This is a genomic window from Aeromonas sp. RU39B, assembly GCF_900156095.1.
In the GTDB taxonomy this organism is placed as follows: Bacteria; Pseudomonadota; Gammaproteobacteria; order Enterobacterales; family Aeromonadaceae; genus Aeromonas.
Genome location: NZ_FTMJ01000001.1, coordinates 446,777 through 462,522, shown reverse-complemented (window position 1 = coordinate 462,522; position 15,746 = coordinate 446,777). Strand labels below are relative to the sequence as shown.

The 15,746-nt window shown below is 59.7% G+C and carries 15 protein-coding genes and 1 riboswitch; of the genes, 3 read left to right on the top strand and 12 right to left on the bottom strand.

Annotated elements, in window-relative coordinates:
- Position 1: 1 nt before the first annotated feature.
- From BW958_RS01970 to BW958_RS01925, 10 genes are all read right to left on the bottom strand, one after another.
- On the bottom strand, positions 2 to 766 hold the full coding sequence (locus BW958_RS01970) for a precorrin-3B C(17)-methyltransferase (RefSeq protein WP_076573779.1): 765 nt from the start codon (positions 764 to 766) through the stop codon (positions 2 to 4).
- Complete coding sequence (gene cbiG / locus BW958_RS01965; protein ID WP_076573777.1) at positions 766 to 1,842, bottom strand: cobalt-precorrin 5A hydrolase; 1,077 nt, start codon at positions 1,840 to 1,842, stop codon at positions 766 to 768. Before cbiG ends, BW958_RS01970 begins: the two co-directional genes overlap by 1 nt.
- The gene (locus tag BW958_RS01960) at positions 1,823 to 2,596 is read right to left on the bottom strand and encodes a cobalt-precorrin-4 methyltransferase (RefSeq protein ID WP_076573775.1); all 774 of its coding nucleotides are present in this window, start codon (positions 2,594 to 2,596) and stop codon (positions 1,823 to 1,825) included. The genes cbiG and BW958_RS01960 overlap by 20 nt, the downstream gene beginning before the upstream one ends.
- Positions 2,580 to 3,188, bottom strand: coding sequence for a decarboxylating cobalt-precorrin-6B (C(15))-methyltransferase (locus tag BW958_RS01955; RefSeq protein WP_076573773.1), 609 nt, complete (start codon positions 3,186 to 3,188; stop codon positions 2,580 to 2,582). Before BW958_RS01955 ends, BW958_RS01960 begins: the two co-directional genes overlap by 17 nt.
- Positions 3,175 to 3,780, bottom strand: a complete 606-nt coding sequence (locus BW958_RS01950) for a cobalt-precorrin-7 (C(5))-methyltransferase (RefSeq protein WP_076573771.1) — start codon at positions 3,778 to 3,780, stop codon at positions 3,175 to 3,177. The genes BW958_RS01955 and BW958_RS01950 overlap by 14 nt, the downstream gene beginning before the upstream one ends.
- Positions 3,777 to 4,940 (bottom strand): cobalt-precorrin-5B (C(1))-methyltransferase CbiD, encoded by a 1,164-nt coding sequence (gene cbiD / locus BW958_RS01945; protein ID WP_076573769.1) that lies wholly within the window; start codon positions 4,938 to 4,940, stop codon positions 3,777 to 3,779. The genes BW958_RS01950 and cbiD overlap by 4 nt, the downstream gene beginning before the upstream one ends.
- Complete coding sequence (locus BW958_RS01940; RefSeq protein WP_076573767.1) at positions 4,937 to 5,584, bottom strand: cobalt-precorrin-8 methylmutase; 648 nt, start codon at positions 5,582 to 5,584, stop codon at positions 4,937 to 4,939. The genes cbiD and BW958_RS01940 overlap by 4 nt, the downstream gene beginning before the upstream one ends.
- A complete protein-coding gene (gene cbiB / locus BW958_RS01935; protein WP_076573765.1) occupies positions 5,581 to 6,543 on the bottom strand; it encodes an adenosylcobinamide-phosphate synthase CbiB in 963 nt (320 codons plus the stop codon). Before cbiB ends, BW958_RS01940 begins: the two co-directional genes overlap by 4 nt.
- Positions 6,540 to 7,913: a cobyrinic acid a,c-diamide synthase CobB gene (locus BW958_RS01930; RefSeq protein ID WP_076573763.1), complete on the bottom strand. Its 1,374-nt coding sequence runs from the start codon at positions 7,911 to 7,913 to the stop codon at positions 6,540 to 6,542. The genes cbiB and BW958_RS01930 overlap by 4 nt, the downstream gene beginning before the upstream one ends.
- Positions 7,914 to 8,039: 126 nt before the next feature.
- Positions 8,040 to 8,219, bottom strand: a riboswitch (cobalamin riboswitch).
- A 293-nt stretch (positions 8,220 to 8,512) separates the two neighbouring features.
- Positions 8,513 to 9,418 carry a transcriptional regulator PocR gene (locus tag BW958_RS01925; protein ID WP_076573761.1) on the bottom strand — a complete coding sequence of 302 codons (906 nt, stop codon included), beginning with the start codon at positions 9,416 to 9,418 and terminating at the stop codon, positions 8,513 to 8,515.
- 443 nt (positions 9,419 to 9,861) lie between these two features.
- On the opposite strand from BW958_RS01925, the gene cysG reads away from it, so the two are divergent.
- The 3 genes from cysG to BW958_RS01910 all read left to right on the top strand — a co-directional run bounded on the left by cysG (position 9,862) and on the right by BW958_RS01910 (position 13,878).
- Positions 9,862 to 11,268, top strand: a complete 1,407-nt coding sequence (gene cysG, locus BW958_RS01920; protein WP_076573759.1) for a siroheme synthase CysG — start codon at positions 9,862 to 9,864, stop codon at positions 11,266 to 11,268.
- 377 nt (positions 11,269 to 11,645) lie between these two features.
- Positions 11,646 to 13,220 carry an EAL domain-containing protein gene (locus BW958_RS01915; protein WP_076573757.1) on the top strand — a complete coding sequence of 525 codons (1,575 nt, stop codon included), beginning with the start codon at positions 11,646 to 11,648 and terminating at the stop codon, positions 13,218 to 13,220.
- A gap of 70 nt (positions 13,221 to 13,290) precedes the next feature.
- Positions 13,291 to 13,878, top strand: coding sequence for a flavin reductase family protein (locus BW958_RS01910; RefSeq protein ID WP_076573755.1), 588 nt, complete (start codon positions 13,291 to 13,293; stop codon positions 13,876 to 13,878).
- A 6-nt stretch (positions 13,879 to 13,884) separates the two neighbouring features.
- Here the strand turns inward: BW958_RS01910 and BW958_RS01905 are convergent, their stop codons facing one another.
- Positions 13,885 to 14,358 (bottom strand): hypothetical protein, encoded by a 474-nt coding sequence (locus BW958_RS01905; RefSeq protein WP_076573753.1) that lies wholly within the window; start codon positions 14,356 to 14,358, stop codon positions 13,885 to 13,887.
- A 67-nt stretch (positions 14,359 to 14,425) separates the two neighbouring features.
- Positions 14,426 to 15,628 carry a D-xylose utilization transcriptional activator XylR gene (gene xylR / locus BW958_RS01900; RefSeq protein WP_076573751.1) on the bottom strand — a complete coding sequence of 401 codons (1,203 nt, stop codon included), beginning with the start codon at positions 15,626 to 15,628 and terminating at the stop codon, positions 14,426 to 14,428.
- Positions 15,629 to 15,746: the final 118 nt, after the last annotated feature.

The window sequence follows — 15,746 nt, the reverse complement described above, 5'->3', positions numbered from 1 at the left end:
GTTACTCCTCGCGTCCACAAGCCGACTCGTCATCACCGTGCGGCACGGCATAGCCACGCGGGGTGATCATCAAGCCATCTTGCACATAGGTGCTCTGGTTGCCGACGATCACCAGACTGGTCATGTCCACCGGCTCGAAATCAAACTCGGCGAAGCTGGAGATCCACTTTTCCTGCTTCTTGCGATTGGCCGACTTGACCACCCCGACCGGCGTGGTCGGTTTGAGGTAAGGGGCCATCAACTCAAAGGCGCGCGCCAGGTGATCGGCGCGGCCGCGGCTGCGCGGGTTGTAAAAACAGATGACAAAATCGGCCTGGGCCGCTGCCACAATCCGCTTTTCAATCAGCGGCCAGGGGGTGAGCAGATCGCTTAGGCTGATATGGCAAAAGTCGTGCATCAGCGGCGCACCGAGCAGGGCGGCGGCGGCAATGCTGGCGGTCATGCCGGGGATAAGGCGCACCTCCACATCGAGCTGCTGCTTGGTCACCAGCTCCAGCACCAGTCCGGCCATGCCGTAAATACCGGCGTCGCCACTACTGATCAGCGCCACCTTGCGGCCGGCTTGTGCCAGCTCGATGGCCGCCTGGCAGCGCTCAATTTCCTTGCACATGCCGGTCTTGATCACCTCTTTATCACCGGTTAATCCCTTCACCAGATGGGTGTAGGTTTTGTAACCGACGATCACCTCGGCCTCTTTCAGAGCGTCTAGGGCTTCCAGGGTCATGGTGGCTTCGCTGCCGGGGCCAATCCCGATCACATACAACATCAGTGGGCTACTCCCAAGGTAATGGTCACCCCCTGCTCGCGCAGGGTCTCTCCGACCAGGTGGCCATTGCTCATCAGCCAGGCGACCGGTTGCGATACCGCTCCCACCCCGATGGTCTGACGGACAAAGTCCGATTGAGGAAAACGGTGCTCGTGCTCGCGCAGTTCGCTCACCGCAAACAGGTTAAAAGGCACCCGGCAACAGGCCGACAGGTGCTGCAATCCGGGCTCATCGCCCTTGAGCTCGACGCTGCCGATGGCCTTGAGGGCCAAGGGGTCGAACTGGTACTTCTCCAGCTGCTGGGTCAGTAGCGACACCAGCAGCTGAAACGAGGTGGCGCGCCGACAGCCGATCCCGACCACCACCCGGCGTGGCACCAGCTTGTAGACCGGTAGCGGCAGCTCGGGCAAGGTGCCGCGCAAGGTCACGCAGACCAGCGCATCGAGATTGGCAGGCAGCTCGGCCAGCGACGCCACCGCAATAAAACCACGGGTATCGCACTGCTCGACCGGCCAGTGATCGCCGGGCTCGGGCAGCGAGCCGTGATCCCAGAACAATCCCACCCGGCCGTCGCTGACCAGCAGGTGGTTGACCTGTTTGACGCTATCGCGAAAGTCGTGCATGTCGGCATCAAGCTGCACCGCCAGAGTATCGAGGGCCGCCAGCTCGTTGACGTCGGTGGCGGTGGTGATCACCGGATCGGCCCCCAGCACCCCGGCCAGATAGCGGGTCAGGGCGTTGGCGCCCCCTACGTGCCCCGACAGCAGACTGATGACGTGGCGACCGCGCTCATCAATCACCACCACCGCAGGGTCGGTCAGCTTGTCTTTTAGCAGCGGCGCAATCACCCGCACCGTGAGACCGGTAGCCCCGATAACAATCAAGGCGGTGTGGGTGTGAAACGCCTGCGCCACCGTCTTGGCAAAGTTGCCGACAAAGGGCTCAAACCCCGCTTCGAGCAGCTTGTCGCTGCAGTAGCAGGTGAGCGGCAGATGTGCCTGCAACTGACGGGCGAGACGGATGCCCCCCGGCGTCAGGCAGAACACGGCAATCGACTCAGGCGTGACGATATTCATGGCTAAACCCTGCGTCATAGAGTTTCGAGTAGTGGTACTCATCGCCAAGGAAGGCGCCGACCAGGATCAGCGCGGTCTTGCGAATGCCCGCTTCACGCACCTGCACGGCGATATCGGCAAGGGTGCCCCGCAAGATCTGGCAATCCGGCCAGGTGGCCTTGTAGACCACGGCAATCGGCGTGTTGGCTGGATACCCGCCTTCGATAAGCTGCTCGGTCACCTCGCGGATCTCTTTGACCGAGAGGAAAATCGCCATCGAGGTCTGGTGCGCAGCAAAGGCGCGCAGTGATTCACGCTCGGGCACCGGCGTGCGCCCCGCGACCCGGGTGATCACCAGACTTTGCGACACCTCCGGCACCGTGTATTCGATACCAAGCTCGGAGGCTGCGCCTAAAAATGAGCTCACTCCCGGCACCGAGCGAAAACCGATGCCAAGCTTGGCCAGCTCTTCGCCCTGCTCGCGAATCGAGCCATAGAGCGACAGATCGCCAGTTTGCAGCCGCACCACCAGCTTGCCAGCGGCCACGCCGCTCGCCATCAAATCGATGATTTGGCCAAGGCTCAACTCGGCGCTGTCATGGCACGATGCCCCCGCCTTGCAGTAATCAAGCAGCGCCGGGTTTATCAGTGAGCCGGCATAGATCACTACGTCAGCCTGACCGAGCAGGCGGTGGCCCTTGAGGGTAATCAGCTCAGGGTCGCCGGGACCTGCGCCAACGAAATAGACCAGAGAGGGATCACAGTGAGCAGTCATCGACAACCTCCAAAGACCCTGCGGGGCACGCGGCAGCGCGCTGGCAGGCAATGACAAAAACGGGATTATTCGGTTTGAAATACTCGCCGGTGCCAAGCGCCGTGAGTTGGGAGATCTGCAGTTGGCTGCACTCGAGCGCCGTCACCTCACGGCGGCGCAGATGCTCAAGGGCCGACGAGAGATTGCCCAGCAAAATAAAACTCATCACCAGGCGGCCACCGGGCAGCAGGCGTTCCAGCGACCAGTCAATGAGTTCGCACAGATTGCCGCCACTGCCGCCGATGAAGATGGCATCAGCCTGCACATCCAGCTCGCACGGGGCATAGGCATCGATAATGGAGAGCTGATCGCGGCACCCCAGCCGCTCGGCATTCTCGGCAATCAGGGCCAGCGCCGCCGGGTTTTTCTCGATTGCAACCACCGAAAGTTGTGGGTGGCGCAGCGCCGCTTCGATAGCGACACTGCCGCTGCCAGCACCGATATCCACCATGCAGCGGGCGTTGCTAAGCTCGAGGCGATCCAGCACCACCAGCCGCACCTCTTGCTTGGTCATGGGCACGCGCTCGGCGCGCTGAAATTCACTGTCCTTCATCGAGGATCACCACTACGTTCATGGCATATTGCGGCGCCACATCGGCGGGACGCAGGCAATGGATGCGTTCATCGGGATAGGAGAGGTTCTCTCCTATATAAAGAGTGCGGCTGAGCCCGCGCGCTTGCAGGGCATCGGCAATCTGGCGCGGGCCGATCAGCTGATCGGTCACCATGGCCACCTTGGGCATGCTGAACAGAAAATCGAAATCGGGCTGTTTACCGTGGCTGCTGGTGACATAGAGATCGTTCATATCCAGCCCGATGCGCGAGAACAGGTACTGCACTGAGCTTATCCCCGGCACGATTTGCCAACTGGCGGGCGGCAAGCTCTCGGCAATGCGCTTGCCGATGCCAAAGAGCAGCGGATCGCCCGAGGCGAGCACCACCACTTTGTGCGAGCGCACCGCATCGAGCCAGGCGATCAAGGCGTCGAGATCGCTGCCAATCGGCCGCATCTGGGCGCGTACACCGGCGAACGCCGACAGGGCACGCGGCCAACCGGCCAGATAATCGGCATCATCAATCAGCGCTTTGGCCGCTGCGGTCAGGTATTGGCTATCGCCAGGGCCGATGCCCACCACGCTGATCATGCGAGCACCTCGGCAATGTCGGGCAGCGGCCGGCTCATGCCAAGCGGCTGATTATCAAGAGAGAACAGCACCACATCGCAGCCAAAGGGGGCGGGCGAATAGCGCAGCATCTCGCGCACCCGCGCCACGGCGCGCAGGGCTATCGCGTCATAGACGGCCTGATAACCGGCCGCCTCAACCAGCTCCATGGCCGCTTCCGTGGTCAGGCAGTGATAGACATCGCGCAGCAGTGAGTGGGGGGCGCCGAGCAAGGCCAGCTGGGTCACCAGGGTCTCCATGCGCGCATCGGCAATGTGGCTGTGGGTATGAAACACCCCGGCGGCCACCTTAATGAGCTTGCCCAAGTGACCGGCCAGCAGCACATGGCGAAATGCCAGTCGCTCGGCCTCTTGCAGCATGTAGCCAACGAAGTTGCTCATGGTGATGACCGGCGCGCTCACGCCCGAGAGATGGGCAGCGACAAAGCGCTCCCCATGATTGCCGGGCACCAGGATCACGCTGTCGTGCCCTTCGGCGCGGCACTGCTCCAGCTCGATAGCCAGCGAGCGCTTCCAGCTCTCCTCCGACATGGGGGTCACGATGCCGGTGGTGCCGATCACCGAGATGCCCCCTTCGATACCGAGCCGGCCATTGTAGGTGCGCTGCGCCCGCTCCACCCCTTCCGGCGCGAAGATCACCACATCGGCGCCGCGACCCGGGCCGAGTACCTCGCGCACGGCGGCCTCAATGGTCTGGCGCGGAGTGCGGTTGATGGCAGCCTCGCCAATCGGCAGGCCAATACCGGGGCGGGTCACCCGGCCAATCCCCTCCCCGCCATCGAGGGTAATCAGGTTGTCACTGCGCAAGATCACCCGGGCATAGATCAGCATGCCGTGGGTAGCGTCCACATCGTCACCGCCGTCTTTACGAATGGCGGCCGAGGCTTCATGACCGTGAATGAGTGGCTGCTCGACATTCAACTGCAACGTCACGCCAGAGGGGGTCACGATAGAGACCTGATGAATGATCTGCTGACGCAGCACCATCAAGGCCGCCACCTTGGCCGCCGCCGTGGCGCACGAGCCGGTGGTATAGCCCTTGCGATAGGCCTTGCCCTTGTGCCAGACCGTCTCGTCAATCAGACCGGTCGGCCCTTGCGGGGCGTGCAGCGGCTCGCTCATGACCGTGCCTGTGACAGGTGATAAAGGATGGCGTTAACGATCGCCGCCGCCACATTGCTGCCCCCTTTGCGCCCGAGAGCCGCAATATGAGGCAAGGGGCTCTCGGCGAGCGCCTGTTTCGATTCCGCCGCCCCGACAAACCCGACCGGCACGCCAATTACCGGGCAGATCAATGCGGGATCGTCATGGCAGATCTCCAGCAGCCGGAACAGGGCGGTCGGCGCATTGCCAAACACAAACAGCTTGGGGCCGGGCTGACTCATGGCCAGATCGACCGCCGCCATGGAGCGAGTGATCCCCTTGGCCCTGGCCACCTCGGCCACCTCGGAATGGGCCACGAAGCATTTCACCTCACAACCCCACTCGGCCAGACGGGTTTTGTTAATGCCAGAGAGCGCCATGGTAGTGTCGGTGTAGAGCGTGGCACCTGCGCGCAGGGATGCCTCAATGCACTCAAGCACATCGGGCGAGAAGGTCAGGATGTCGAGCCAGTCAAAATCAGCCGTGGTATGAATGGCGCGTTTGATGATCTTTTCATGCAACTCGCTGGCAAAACGGTAGTCAGGGCGCTCGGCACGCACAATGTCACCGATGATGACAAAGCTCTCCTGCTCAATTTGCTGCGGTTGGGTGATGTAATTCATAGGGCAAGCTCCTTGAGCACAAAGGCGGCCAGGGCAAACAGGAAGAAGGCCAGGGTGGATGAGAGGTACATCAGGCGAATGGTGGTGAGAATGTCGCCAGGCTCCAGCGCGCGGCGCTCTTCACCCAGCCAGGGCTTTTCGACCCGCTCGCCAAAATAGGTGCTGGGGCCACCGAGCCGCACCCCGAGCGCACCGGCGACGGTGGCTTCTGACCAGCCGCTGTTCGGACTCTTGTGCTGATAGCGATCGCGCCAGCCAAGTTGCAAGGCATCACGGCCGCGCAAACCGAGCAGCCGGGCCGCCAGCGAGAGCAGCAGCCAGCCCAGCCGGGCCGGGATCAGGTTGGCCAGATCGTCCATGCGCGCCGAGACGCAGCCGATGGCGCGGTATTTTTCGTTGCGATACCCCACCATGGAATCGAGGGTGTTGACCGCCTTGTAAGCCATGGCAAGTGGCGCGCCACCGATAAACAGCCAGAACAGCGGCGCAATCACGCCATCGACGGTGTTCTCGGCCACGGTTTCAACCACGGCGCGGCTGACCTGGGTACAATCCAGCGAGGCGGTATCGCGCCCGACGATATAAGAGAGCTCGCGGCGACTCTGTTCCAACGAGCCCGATTGCAGCGCCCGGTAAACCCCCATGGCGGCATCACGCAGGCAACGAGCCGCCAGAATGGTGTAGGTCAGCCAGACGGTGGCTGCGAGCCCAAGCCAGGGATGGATGGCGCCAAGCAGGGCAATGACGCCCCAGGTGACGATATAGGTGGTGCCCACCACGCCGAGCCAGAGCAGAGCGCCTGCGCCATACAGGGCGGTTTCGCTGTGGCAGTGCCGGCGTAGTAAGGCTTGCAAGCGGTTTATCAGATTGCCAATCCAGCGAATCGGGTGCGGCCAGTGCGGCGGATCGCCCAGCAGCAGGTCGAGCAGAAAACTGACGCCGTAGAGCAGGCTGGTCATCGGCTGCTCCTTGCCCGGTCAATCCAGTGTTTGAGCATCAAAGGCTGCTGCAAAAAGTGGACGTGCAGGTAACTCGCCAAGGTATTACCCCGCTGATAGCCCCCTTCCCAGCGCGACTGCACCACGCCATCACGCTCCTTTTGCATGGCAAACACACACTCATCACCGCCGGAAAAATCAGAGTAGTGAAATTCGTGCCCGCGCAGGGTGTCAGTGGCGGCGGCGAGCAGGGTGTCGGCCTTGGCGGTCGCCTCGCAATAGCCAAAGCGTTTGAGAGAGTGAGTCATGGTGCTCTCTCCTGCCAGCACGCCGACCATGGGCCAGCGGGCGCCGGCCGCATCGGTGAGCGCCTGCCCGAGGTACATCAAGCCGCCGCACTCGGCATAGATGGCCACGCCGCGCTGATGCGCCGCGTCAATGGCCGAGCGCATGGCGCTATTGGCACCCAGCTGCTCGCCGAAGAGTTCTGGGTAACCGCCGCCCAGATAGATCATCTGACAGTCAGGCAGCGCGCTATCGCGCAGCGGACTAAAGCGCACGATGCGCACACCGGCGTGCTGAAGCAGCTCCAGATTATCGGGGTAGTAAAAGTTGAAGGCTTCATCATCGGCCAGCGCCAGCGTGAGCCCTTCGCCATACCCGTGCAACTCGGCCGGATAGAGCGGCTGCGCAGCGCGCGTCGGCAGTTCTGAGAGCGCCAGCAGCGCATCGAGATCCAGATGTTGCTCCAGCGCATCGGCCAGCGCATTCCACTGGGCTTCCAGCGCCGGATCGCGCGCCTCTTTGGCCGTTACCAGCCCCAAATGGCGGGAGGGGAGCGACACCGAGCTCATCACCGGGACCCGGCCCAGCACCGGCACACCGGTGTAGCGCTCGATAGCTTGCTTGAGGAGTTGATAATGGCCATCGGAGTTGACCCGGTTGACGATAACGCCGGCGAGTCGCAATGCCGGGTCAAACTGACGAAAGCCGAGCACGGTGGCGGCGGCCGAGGTCGAGACCGCCTTGCCATCGACAATCAGGATCACCGGGCAATCGAGCGTGCGCGCCACACCGGCACTGCTGCAATCATGAGGGTCGAGACCGTAGCCATCAAACAGCCCCATCACCCCTTCAATCACCGACACGTCGCTGTGGGCCGCATGGTGATAAAACAGCGCCTTAAGGGTGGCCTCGGGCAGCATAAAGGCATCGAGATTACGCGATGCCACGCCGCTCACCTGCTGGTGCCAGCCGGTGTCGATATAGTCGGGTCCCACCTTGAACGGCTGCACACTCAGACCCCGGCGAGCCAGTGCCCGCAACAGCCCCAAGGTGATGGTGGTCTTGCCGCAACCACTGCTGGTTGCCCCGATCAGAAATCCTTTCATGCCCGCTATCACTCCTCTGCCAAAAAACAACAACCCGACTCTTGGGTCGGGTTGCGGGCTGTAACGAGCGGTAACTTGCAGCCTTATGCTGTAAGTCAGGCACGCAACCCGCTTCCCACCGAAGGAGTTGATGTCAGGCGAACAAGTCGGTCTTCTGGCTTAGCGTCACTCTTCCCTGTTCCTTCCCAAACCCGCAGGTTCAGTGGTGCATAACAGGGTCGTCGGCTTCACAGCAGCGGGGGCTGCGGAGGGTTCTCACCTCACTTCCCTGACGGCAGTGCCGTCACTTGTTCGTCGAATCGGTAACTGTTTATCTCATCATTAATCTATTGATCATCAGTGCTACAAAGTGCAGTCGCTATGGAGTCTACCGCTTAGTGGGGACTATACCTTCTCACAGATCAAAAAAATGGCTCAATCCGGCATAACCGGTAGAAAAAAATGGTGCCGGATAACAATTTATTGCGGTGGAATTTGAGGATGCCGCACCGTGATTGGGATAGAGGGGAATTAAGCGGCAGCGGTGATATTAATTTATTGTCATTGGCTCATTGTTTATTTTGCTAGCCGGGCCACAAATTAATGTGGCCCGGAACGATTCACGCCATGACCGATTCATTGACCAGCATGTCACGATACATCTGTGGGGTAATTTGATAGGTCTGGCGAAATACCTTGCAAAAATAGCTGGTCTGGGAGAACCCCAGATTCTTGGCGATACAGGCGATCGACCAGTCACTATTTTGTAACATCTGCTTGGCGTTGTGCATGCGCTGCTGGGTCACATAGGCATTAAAGCCGATCCCCAACTGCTTCTTGAACAACTTGCTGAAGTAATATGGACTCAAATAGACGTGCATGGCCACGTCTTCGAGGCGCAGCTTGTCGGAAAAATGGGTGTCGATGTAGCGCAGCGCCTTCTTGATCTTGGGATCATACACAGGCCCGGATTTGCTGCGTCCTACCTCAGGCAGTTCAGGTTCGTCTTCATTGATAACAATCAGGTTAACCTGACTCTTGATGCAATTATCGACAATCAGCTTGAGCAGATCGGCAGAGGCAGTAATTTTCGTATAATCGACGACGGGGATAGCCTCATACTCTTTTCTAAGTTCCTTATTTTTTTGCCATTTTTCATCCATCTGTGCAATCGGATTGGGCTGGGTGTCACTACGCAGCCGCACCTGGCCGCACAATACAAAGCCCACCAGGTGGCCAGAGATCACCAGCGGTATGGAGAAATCGGTCAGGCCGGCATGACAGCGATAGATACATGGACGATTCTCTTTCGAGGCCTCCAGCCCGCCACAGCGGTCACTCATGCGGCACCGGGCATAGAGCTCCGGATCTTCGCGCATCTTCTGGCAGAACTGGGTGAAATTGAAGCGGTCGGAGATCTCTTCACCATGAATATTGACCACAACAACAGCCAGATCAGTGGCTTGACTGAAACTTGCTGCAATTTTATTAACAAGATGTGAGTCAAATGTACTGGCGGATATCATGTTCAATCTCCTATCTTGTCAATTATCCTGCGCGCGCAGAACATCAACGCGTGATTAAACGTCCCTTTACGACATTCGCGATAACTCAAAATTTTTCTTATCTTGCCGGAATACATCTGGAGAAACAGTGAGGTCACAAGCAAATAGGGAAAAATATCTGACAAATATATACCGGATAGATTAAGTGATAATAAAGACATTATGAATTATCGACTTAACGAATGCTTAACCATCACCTGACCACTGTCCGGGGCTTACCAAAGGACGCTCATGAGTATCTGCCTGCCGCTCCTCTGACGCTACCCCAAGTTGCGTTACCCGACACTTCTTTACCTTTGCCAAACAGTTGTGTTGGCCATCACATCCCAGGCGTGTAAGCCCCTGCGCCTTGGTAAGTGAGAGTGCTACATTACGCCATCGCTATCGTGACCCAAGGATGCCCCATGGACTACCTGCCCCTGTTTAGTCATCTTGCCAACAAATCCGTGCTGCTGGTGGGCGGCGGTCAGGTGGCCGAGCGTAAAGCCCGTCTGCTGCTCGATGCCGGTGCTTGTGTCACCCTGGTCTCTCCCGCGCTCTGCCCCGAGCTGCAGCCACTGGCCGACAACCAGACTTTACGCTGGATAAAAGAGCCGTTTGCTCCCGGGCATATGGATGAGATGTGGCTGGTGATCGCCGCAACCAACCGGCGCGAAGTCAATCGGCAGGTCTTTGAAGTGGCCACCCGCCGCCGCCTGTTTTGTAACGTGGTCGACGACCCCGAGCTCTCGAGTTTTGTGATGCCCTCGATAGTGGATCGCTCCCCGCTGCTGGTTGCCATCTCCAGCGCCGGACAGGCACCGGTGCTGGCCCGCCTGCTACGTGAACAGCTAGAAGCCCTGCTGCCACATCATCTGGGCAAACTGGCCGAATTTGCCGGTCGCTGGCGTGAGCGGGTCAAAGCCCGTTTGCCGGCCAGCGCTCGGCGCGGCTTTTGGGAGCGGCTGCTCGGCGCCGATCGACTTGGTCAGGCACTGGCGCGTGGTGACGAAACCGCCGCTACACGCCTCGCCGAGCAGCTGCTGGATGAGCAAGCCACCGCTCGCCGTGGGGAGGTGGTGTTGGTTGGTGCCGGCCCTGGCGATCCGGGCCTGCTCACCTTGCACGCTCTGCGTCATCTGCAGCAAGCCGACGTGGTGATCTATGACCGGCTGGTCTCAAAGGAGGTGCTGGCGCTGGTGCGCCGTGACGCCCACCAGCTGTTTGTTGGCAAGGAGCGCAGCCATCACAGCGTGCCACAAGATGAGATCAACCAGCGGCTCGTTGAGGAGGCGCGCCAGGGCCACAAGGTGGTACGCCTTAAAGGCGGCGATCCGTTTATCTTCGGCCGTGGCGGTGAAGAGCTCGAAGCGCTGATAGGCAGTGGCATCGGTTTTCAGGTGATCCCCGGTATCACGGCGGCCAGCGGCTGCTCGGCCTATGCCGGTATTCCCCTGACCCACCGCGATCATGCCCAGAGCGTCCGCTTTGTCAGCATTCATGGTAAAGAGGGGGCCATCGAACTTAATTGGCATTCCCTGTGCGAGGCAAAACAGACGTTGGTGTTTTATATGGGGCTGTCGCTGTGCCCGCTGATCAGCGAGCAGCTGCAACACGCCGGTATGCCGGCCAGCATGCCGGTCGCGCTGATTGAACGGGGCACCACACCGGCGCAGCGGGTGATCAGTGGCACGCTGGCGCAGCTGCCCTCTTTGGCCGAGGGGGTGGCCAGTCCGGCGCTGATCATGGTGGGCTCGGTCGTGACCTTGGGCCAGAAGCTGGCCTGGTTTGGCCACTCATCGCCCCCAATTAACCCCGCGGCCGCATCCTGATTACGCGGCCAAGCAAAGGCATATTTTATAAAATCGGGCTCATGGTCGCTTGTTGTGACCTAGCCCGATAAAGATCCAAAAAGGCCCCAACGAAAAGAACAACACCGGCATTTGAGCGCGCCATGTCAAATGCTGCCGCAACAGTGGCTTTCCTGACACTTTGCTTTAAGATATTCCGGCCAAGGCTTAAAGACAAAAAACTCTTTAGTAACATATGCATGCAGAATGTCTATTCTATGCCTCGGACGATTGAGCCTGTTTGACCAAACCTGTCGAATCTCATTTTCAAAACAGGCGATGACCGCATAAGATGCTTTATATATGCACCTAATGCGCACAATAAATACATAATGATTAACCGGACTGCGGCACTCAACATGACCATACCTTTTCTGGATCTTTCGCGCCCCTGGCTACGATTGTGGTGTGCGTTTTTGTGCTTGATACTCCCGCTGATACTTGGGATTGGGCTGCTGCAAAAAGATTATGAAAAACAGCTGCAAGAGGCCTCTGCCCTGCAAGCGGCCCGAATATTGCGCCTGATGGAAGAGATGATTGAGCAGGCCGATACCACCAATCAAGGTGTCATCTCCCTGCTTGACCGCCCCTGTGCCACGGCCACCCTGGATTTGAGTAAAACCGCCGCCCTTGCCTCCTTTGTCCGCTCCATCAGTCTGGCCCATGACGGCACGTTTTATTGCTCTTCTATCTTCGGTGCTCGCGAGTGGGTCGATAACATCACCACCTTCGAGCAGGGCAAACTGGCCCTCGTCTCCGGCAATACGGTCAGCCCAGAACACCCCTTTCTCTCGGTCAGAAAAGTGGTGCACAGTGGCGAAATCGTGACCGTCATTGATAGCGATTATCTCACCTATCTGCTGACCTTCACCTCCAGCGCGGCAGTATCGTGGCTCCGAGTCGGTGACAACTGGCTGGACCGGGATGGTCGCTTTCATCATGGCTATGAGCTGCCCCTCTCCCCCTATCTTGGCATCGCCCGCTCGGCCGATTACCCCATCAGCGTCTATTCGCTCTACGCGCCGGCCCCGGGTCTCTGGCCGATCTGGCATAGCCAGCGCGCTGGCGTCATTGTGCTCATTACTTTCTCATTGCTGTTTTCGGCCATTATGTGGTGGCTGCTGGGGCGTCCTCGCTCTCCCATTGGCGAGCTGGCCCGTGCCATCCGCGCTCAGGAGTTTGTCCCCTTCCTGCAACCGCTGGTGGATGCCCGCACCCAGCAGGTGCGCGGCGCCGAAGTGTTGATGCGCTGGCGCCACCCCTCGGTCGGGATGATCAACCCGGATCTGTTTATTCCGCAGGCGGAAGCCAGCGGGCTCATCATGCCGATGACCGAGCAGCTGATGCAAAAAGTGGCCAGCGCCCTGAGCCAGCAGATAGAAGAGATTCCTGACGGATTTTATATCAGCTTCAACATCAGCTCGGCCTGCTGCAAAGACTTAACCCTGCTCAATGCCTGCCGCGAATTTCTGGCCCCCTTCCCTCCCGGCAAGATCCAGCTTTCGCTGGAGCTCACCGAGCGGGAAACCCTGACCAACGACATTCCAACGCTCTCCTTGTTTGAGCAACTCGATGCCCTTGGCGTCAAACTGGCCATCGATGATTTTGGTACTGGCCACTCGAGCCTGGTCTATCTGCAGCAGTTCCGGGTCGATACCCTCAAGATTGACCAGTCGTTCGTGCAACGCATCGGTACCGAGCACCTGTCGCGTCATATTGTTGATAACGTGATTGATCTGGGCGTCCGTCTCGGGATCCGGCTGATTGCCGAAGGGGTCGAAACCTCGCCGCAAGCCGCCTACCTGTGTGACAAGGGCGTGGACATGCTGCAGGGCTACCTGTTTGGTCGCCCTATTCCCATCGAGCAATTTATCCAGTCCATGCTAGCGCGCCCGGAGCAAGAAGCCTTGTTTGCGGTAGAGGCGTCCACCTGATGTGCAGCCCTTGCACTGCGCGGCCGAACCATCAATCATGGGCCGTTTCGATTCATAGCAAGGAGTCTGCATGACATCCTCAATCCTGCCAGTGCCACTGGACAAGGCCACCCGCCTGCTTAACCACGGACCGACCGTGCTGGTCTCTGCCCGTCATCAGGGCGTGGATAACGTGATGGCGGCCGCCTGGGCCTGCGCCCTCGATTTCACTCCGCCCAAAGTCACTGTGGTGCTCGACAAAAGCTGCAAAACCCGCGAACTCATTGAGCAGAGCGGCTATTTTGTGCTGCAACTGCCCACCGTGGCCCAGCGCGATCTCGCCTATGCCGTCGGAACACGCTCGCTGGCTGACGACCCCGACAAACTGGCTCATGCCGGTGTGACCCTGCTCACCGAGCCCGACCTCAGCTTGCCGCTGGTGGCAGGGTGCGCCGCCTGGCTCTGCTGCCGCTTGGTACCCGAGCCCCATAACCAGCAGCAGTACGATCTCTTTATCGGTGAGGTGGAATCTGCTTGGGCGGATGCGCGGGTGTTTCGTGATGGCCACTGGCACTTTGAAGAGGCTGACCCTGCCTGGCGCACAATACACCATGTAGCCGGTGGCCACTTCTATGCCATCGGTGAACCGGTCAACGTGGCGGGTGGCGACGACGAGTAAGCCGGTTTAATCCAGCGCTAACTGACACTCAACCAGACGTTCGTCCATGGCCCGGCGCAAGCTGTGGTGCTGGCGAAAGGTCTCTGACAGTGCCGGGCTCTTCTGACCCGGCACTTCTGCTTTGAGTGCCAGCACCACCGCATCGCTGTAATTCCCCAGCCCACGCCCGGCAGAAACCAGACAATCGGGATAGGGGTAGCTGACAAAGGCGCTCTTTAGCGCGTCGAGTTGCTCGACCAGCCAATAGTGGGGGGAGTCATCCCCCGGCAGAGCATGAATAAGCTCATCCCAACGCAGTAACAGGGCGCTCAGGCGGGTGTAGTGCTCGCGCTCATGGCTCATGGCTGGCAGCGACGACGGAGTGTCAAGATCCCAGGCGGGCAACTCAGCCTGCACCGGCTCTGGCCAGTGCAAGCGCACCACCGACGTGGCAAACAATCCCAGCAGCAACAGTACGATCGCAACACCCAGCCTCAGCATCCCTGATCCCTCACCCACAACCTGCGGGCGTCATCCTAGTGGGGAGAAACTGAACCGGATATGACCACTATCCCGCACACGATACGCCGCCATGGCTGACACCGCAGTGGCGCTCCCGATATTCACGCGGGGTACTGGCATACTCCTTCTTGAACACGGAATAGAAGTACTGCACCGAGGGGTAACCGCACGACAGCGAGATGTCATTGATGGAGAGTTCGCTGCCCACCAGCAGTTGCCGAGCCCGCTGCAGTTTCTCCTCATGGATGGCAGAGTGAATGGTTTGGCCGGTCTCCTCTTTAAAGCGCTTTTCGAGATTGGAGCGCGACACGCCGATGGCATCGAGCACCTGCTCAACCTTGATGCCACGCACGGCATGGTTGCGGATATAGTGCATCGCCTGGATCACCGACGGATCTTTGAGCGAGCGGTAATCGGTCGAGCGGCGCGCCACCACCTGAGCCGGGGGCACCCTGATGCGCTGCATGCTGGCCGGCGCATCGCCACGCAGCAGTTGATGCAGCAACTTGGCGGCCTGATACCCCATCTGCCGGGTGCCTTGCGCCACCGATGAGAGCGGCACCCGGGAGAGATAGCGGGTGAGCTCTTCGTTATCAATGCCTATTACGCACACCTTCTCCGGCACCGGAATATCCAGATGCTCGCACGCCTGCAGCAGGTGGCGGGCTCTGGCATCGGTCACGGCGACAATGCCGGTCTGCCCCGGCAGGGTTTGTAGCCAGTCGGCAAGCCGGTTCTGGGCGTATTGCCAGTTATCCGGGGTGGTCTCCATGCCGCGATAGACAATGCCCTGATACATCTCGCGGCTCATCAGCCGTAAAAAAGCCTGCTCACGCTCCCGTGCCCAGCGCTTGCCGGGGTGCTCGGGCACCCCGTAAAACGCAAAGCGGGTCAGCCCCCGCTCTTTGAGATGCAGCACGGCACTTTGCACCAGCTCATCGTTGTCGGTGGCGATGTAGTGCACCGGCGGATAGTCCGCCATGCGGTGATAGGAGCCCCCGACGCCCACGGTAGGAATGGTGAGCGAGCAAAGCTTCGCCTCAATCTCGGGATCATCAAAATCGGCGATCACCCCGTCACCTAACCAGGTAGCCAGCGTATCGGGGCGGGCGCGAAAATCCTCTTCGATAAAGATGTCCCAGTCACACTGGGACGCTTGCAAATACTCGCCTACCCCTTCCACGACCTGACGGTCATACACCTTGTTGGCATTAAACAGCAAAGTGATCCTGTAGCGTTTGGCAAACATCGCGTTGCGTGACCTCCGATGGGGTTCCGGGAGCTCTATCCAATAGCACATTCGCTGCCGGGAACGGCGCGGGTAACATGTCAAATGTGATCGCGCGCCAAGTCAGGGCCGGCTGCCA